The 4,457-nt window shown below is 70.1% G+C and carries 5 protein-coding genes; all 5 read left to right on the plus strand.

Annotated elements, in window-relative coordinates:
- Positions 1-236: WCX domain-containing protein (locus MVA01S_RS28745; protein ID WP_218006073.1), on the plus strand; the 236-nt coding region annotated here is incomplete at its 5' end.
- Entirely contained in the window at positions 233-1,228 is a 996-nt protein-coding gene (locus MVA01S_RS28750) for a helix-turn-helix transcriptional regulator (protein ID WP_003933517.1), read from the plus strand. The genes MVA01S_RS28745 and MVA01S_RS28750, both read left to right, overlap by 4 nt.
- Positions 1,229-1,258: 30 nt before the next feature.
- Positions 1,259-1,501, plus strand: coding sequence for a Sec-independent protein translocase subunit TatA (gene tatA / locus MVA01S_RS28755; protein WP_003933516.1), 243 nt, complete (start codon positions 1,259-1,261; stop codon positions 1,499-1,501).
- 75 nt (positions 1,502-1,576) lie between these two features.
- Positions 1,577-2,527: a twin-arginine translocase subunit TatC gene (gene tatC / locus MVA01S_RS28760; RefSeq protein WP_003933515.1), complete on the plus strand. Its 951-nt coding sequence runs from the start codon at positions 1,577-1,579 to the stop codon at positions 2,525-2,527.
- Positions 2,511-4,457 (plus strand): DEAD/DEAH box helicase (locus MVA01S_RS28765; RefSeq protein ID WP_060941800.1); only part of this gene is annotated, 1,947 nt, incomplete at its 3' end. The genes tatC and MVA01S_RS28765, both read left to right, overlap by 17 nt.

A 4,457-nucleotide genomic window follows, 5' to 3' on the forward strand; every position in this document is an offset into this window, starting at 1 on the left:
GCGCCACCGCGCTGCGCCGGCGGGGCACCGTGGTCGGGCCGATGACGGTCGGCGGCCGGGCCGGCGACGAGATCACCGTCGACATCGACATGTTCGACAAGTTGGCCCGCGAGGTCGCCAGTTACGGCGCCGACGCGCTCGCGCTGGAACCGCAGTCCCTGCGCGACGACGTGATCGCGCGGCTGCAGGCCCAGCTGTCCCCGGCCGACGCCGCCCGAGAGGCGCAGACACGGTGACCGCGGTCAGCGAGCGGCTGGTCCGGCTGCTCAACATGGTGCCCTACTTCCAGGCCAATCCGAGGATCACCTACACCGAGGCCGCCACCGAACTCGGCGTCAGCGTCAAGCAGCTGCGTGAGGACCTCAACCAGCTGTGGATGTGCGGGCTGCCGGGTTACGGGCCCGGCGACCTGATCGACTTCGAGTTCTCCGGCGACACCATCGAGGTGACGTTCTCGGCCGGCATCGACCATCCGCTGCGGCTGACCTCACCAGAGGCCACCGGTGTGCTGGTGGCGCTGCGCGCCCTGGTCGACGTCCCCGGGATGGTCGACCCGGAGGCCGCGCGCAGCGCGATCGCGAAGATCGAGTCCGCCGCGGGCACGGTCGGCCACGGCGTGGAGGGTGCCGCGGCCGAGGAGCCCGCGCCGGTGGAGAGTGAGGCGGCCGCGGCCGTGCGCACCGCGGTGCGCGACGACCGGGCCCTGGCGATCGACTACTACGCCGCCTCCCACGACACGCTGTCGAGCCGGGTGGTCGACCCGATCCGGGTGGTGCTGGTCGCCGACCACAGTTACCTGGAGGCGTGGTGCCGGTCCGCCGAGGCGGTGCGGTTGTTCCGCTTCGACCGCATCGTGGACGCCCGGGTGCTGGACGAGCCGTCGGCGCCGCCGCCGCCCGCGGTCCAGGCCGGGCCGGACACCTCGCTGTTCGATCCCGACACCGCCGATCCGTCGCTGCCGACCGCGACGCTGCTCATCGACCGGTCTGCGGGCTGGATGTTCGACTACTACCCACTGCGGGTGCTGCGCGAATTCGCCGACGGATCGTGCGAGGCGGCGATGACCTACGCCTCGGAGCAGTGGATGGCGCGTTTCGTGCTCGGGTTCGGCTCGGCGGTGCGGGTGCTCGATCCTCCGGCGCTGGCCGAGCGGGTGCGGCAGTCCGCGGCCGCGGCGCTGGAGGCGTATCAGGTCGGTCGGGTCGGCATCGACCCGGCGGACGGGTAAACTCGGCGCAGACGTCTGGAGGTAACCAAATTGGGTGGTCTACAACCCTGGCACTGGGTCATCGTCATCGCCGTGTTCGTGCTGCTGTTCGGTGCCAAGAAGCTCCCGGACGCAGCGCGCTCGCTGGGCAAGTCGATGCGCATCTTCAAGTCCGAGATCAAGGAGATGCAGGCGGACTCCCAGCCGAAGTCCGACCGGCCGGACACGCCGACGCAGATCGCTTCGGAGCGTGTGCCGGAATCCGAGCCGTCGACGGACAAGCGCTCCGCCTGACCGGTCGACTCGTGACACGCGGCTCCGGCTGCGTGCGTGACTTCGCGCCGGTGCGCAGCATCTAGGCATCCACCCGTGCAGATTCCCGGACTCTTCAAGAAGCTCGATCCACGACAGCGGCGCGCCCGGGTCAACCCCGACGGCACCATGTCGCTGGTCGACCACCTCACCGAGCTACGCAGCCGCCTGCTGATCTCCGTGCTCGCCGTGCTGTTGACGACGATCCTCGGCTTCCTCTGGTACAGCCAAGGCGTGTTCGGACTGCCCAGCCTCGGGGACTGGCTGCGCGGCCCGTACTGTGCGCTGCCGGATTCCGCGCGCGCCTCGATCACGCCCGACGGCGAGTGCCGGTTGTTGGCGACCGCGCCGTTCGACCAGTTCATGCTGCGGTTGAAGGTCGCCATGACGGCGGGCATCGTGATGGCCTGCCCGGTGTGGCTGTACCAGGTGTGGGCGTTCATCACCCCCGGCCTCTACGCCAAGGAGCGCCGCTTCGCGGTCGCCTTCGTCACGATCGGCGCGGTGCTGTTCGTCTCCGGCGCGATCCTGGCCTACGTCGTGCTGTCCAAGGCGTTGAGCTTCCTGTTGACCGTCGGCAGCGACGTGCAGGTGACCGCGCTCTCGGGTGACCAGTACTTCGGTTTCCTGATCAACCTGCTGCTGGTGTTCGGGATCAGCTTCGAGTTCCCGCTGCTGATCATCATGCTCAACCTGGTCGGCATCCTCACCTACGAGCGGCTCAAGGCGTGGCGCCGCGGCCTCATCATGGGCGTGTTCGTGTTCTGTGCGTTCGTCACCCCGGGTTCGGACCCGTTCTCGATGCTGGCGCTGGCCCTGGCGATGACGTTGCTGATGGAGATGGCCATCCAGTTCGCGCGGCTCAGTGACCGGCGCAAGGCGCGGCGGGCGGGCGAGGACGCCGTCGACGACGACGAGGCCGCGCCGATCGGCCCGGTGGAGCCGGTCGAGGCGCCGACGGCAGTGCCTGCCCCGTCCCGCCTCGTGGTCGATGACGACGCCACCTGAGCCCGGCCCGCCGCCCGACAGCCTGGCGGCGTTCACCGCGCTGCTGCCCTTCGAACTGGACGGCTTCCAGCGCCGCGCCTGCGACGCGCTGGCCCAGGGCCACGGGGTGCTGGTCTGCGCACCCACCGGGGCGGGCAAGACCGTCGTCGGTGAGTTCGCGGTGCACCTGGCGCTGGCCGCGGGGCGCAAATGCTTCTACACCACCCCGATCAAGGCGCTGAGCAACCAGAAGCACAACGACCTCGTCCGCAGGTACGGGCCCGAGCGGATCGGCCTGCTCACCGGCGACCAGGCCGTCAACGGCGACGCCGACGTGGTGGTGATGACCACCGAGGTGCTGCGCAACATGCTGTACGCGGATTCGCGCGCGCTGCATGGTCTTTCGTATGTGGTGATGGACGAGGTGCATTTCCTGGCCGACCGGATGCGCGGGGCGGTGTGGGAAGAGGTGATCCTGCACCTGCCCGAGGACGTCCGCCTGGTCAGCCTGTCGGCCACGGTGAGCAACGCCGAGGAGTTCGGCGGCTGGATCAAGGCGGTGCGCGGCGACACCACGGTGGTCGTCGACGAACACCGCCCGGTGCCGCTGTGGCAGCACGTGATGGTCGGCAAGCGGCTGATGGACCTGTTCGACTACCGGGCTTCCGCCGCGGCCGGACGCGACCTGCTCGTCGACCCGGAACTGCTGCGCCACATCGCCCATCGCCGGGAGGCTGAACGGCTGGCCGACTGGCAGCCGCGGGGCCGGGGGCGTGGCGGCCGCCCACCGAGCCTGTACCGCACGCCGAGCAGGGTGGATGTGATCGGCGTGCTCCAGCACGCCGAACTGCTTCCCGCGATCACGTTCATCTTCTCCCGCGCGGGCTGCGACGCCGCGGTCAAACAGTGCCTGCGGTCGTCGCTGCGGCTGACCACCCAGGAGGAGCGGGTCCGCATCGCCGAGATCGTGGAGCGACGCACCGCCGACCTCAACGACTCCGATCTGATCGTGCTCGATTTCCACGAGTGGCGCGAAGGGTTGCTCCGTGGCATCGCCGCCCACCACGCCGGGATGCTGCCGACCTTCCGGCACACGGTCGAGGAGCTGTTCACCGCCGGCCTGGTCAAGGCCGTGTTCGCCACCGAGACACTGGCATTGGGCATCAACATGCCCGCCCGCACCGTGGTGCTGGAGAAGCTGGTGAAGTACAACGGCGAACAGCACATGCCGCTGACCCCGGGGGAGTACACGCAACTGACGGGCCGCGCGGGCCGCCGTGGCATCGACGTCGAGGGCCATGCCGTGGTGCTGTGGAATCCCGACGTCGACCCTGCCGAGGTCGCTGGCCTGGCGTCGACCCGGACGTTCCCGCTGCGCAGCTCATTCGCGCCGACCTACAACATGACCATCAACCTGGTGCACCAAATGGGACCCGCACAGGCGCACCAGCTGCTGGAACGGTCCTTCGCGCAGTACCAGGCCGACCGCTCCGTCGTCGGACTCGTGCGTGGCGTCGAGCGGGGCGAGCGCATGCTCGCCGAGCTCGCCGCCGAGATGGGCGGCCGGGATGCGCCGATCCTGGACTACGTCCGGTTGCGTGCGCAGATCTCCGAGCGGGAACGTGCGCAGTCGCGGGCGTCGCGGCTGCAGCGGCGCCAGGCCACCAGCGACGCGCTGACCGCGTTGCGCCGCGGCGACATCATCTCGATCACCCGGGGCCGCCACGGCGGACTGGCCGTGGTGCTGGAACCCGCACGCGACGACGAGGATCCGCGCCCACTGGTGCTGTCCGAGCATCGCTGGGCGGGCCGGATCTCGTCGGCGGACTACGCCGGCGGGACGGGCCCGGTCGGCAGGATGTCGCTGCCCAAGCATGTCGAGCACCGCAATCCGCGGGCCCGTCGCGACCTGGCGTCGGCGCTGCGCTCGGCGGGCGCCGGCCTGGACGTT

Origin of the sequence: Mycolicibacterium vaccae NBRC 14118 = CIP 105934 (assembly GCF_001552715.1) — a bacterium.
Lineage (GTDB): Bacteria > Actinomycetota > Actinomycetes > Mycobacteriales > Mycobacteriaceae > Mycobacterium > Mycobacterium vaccae.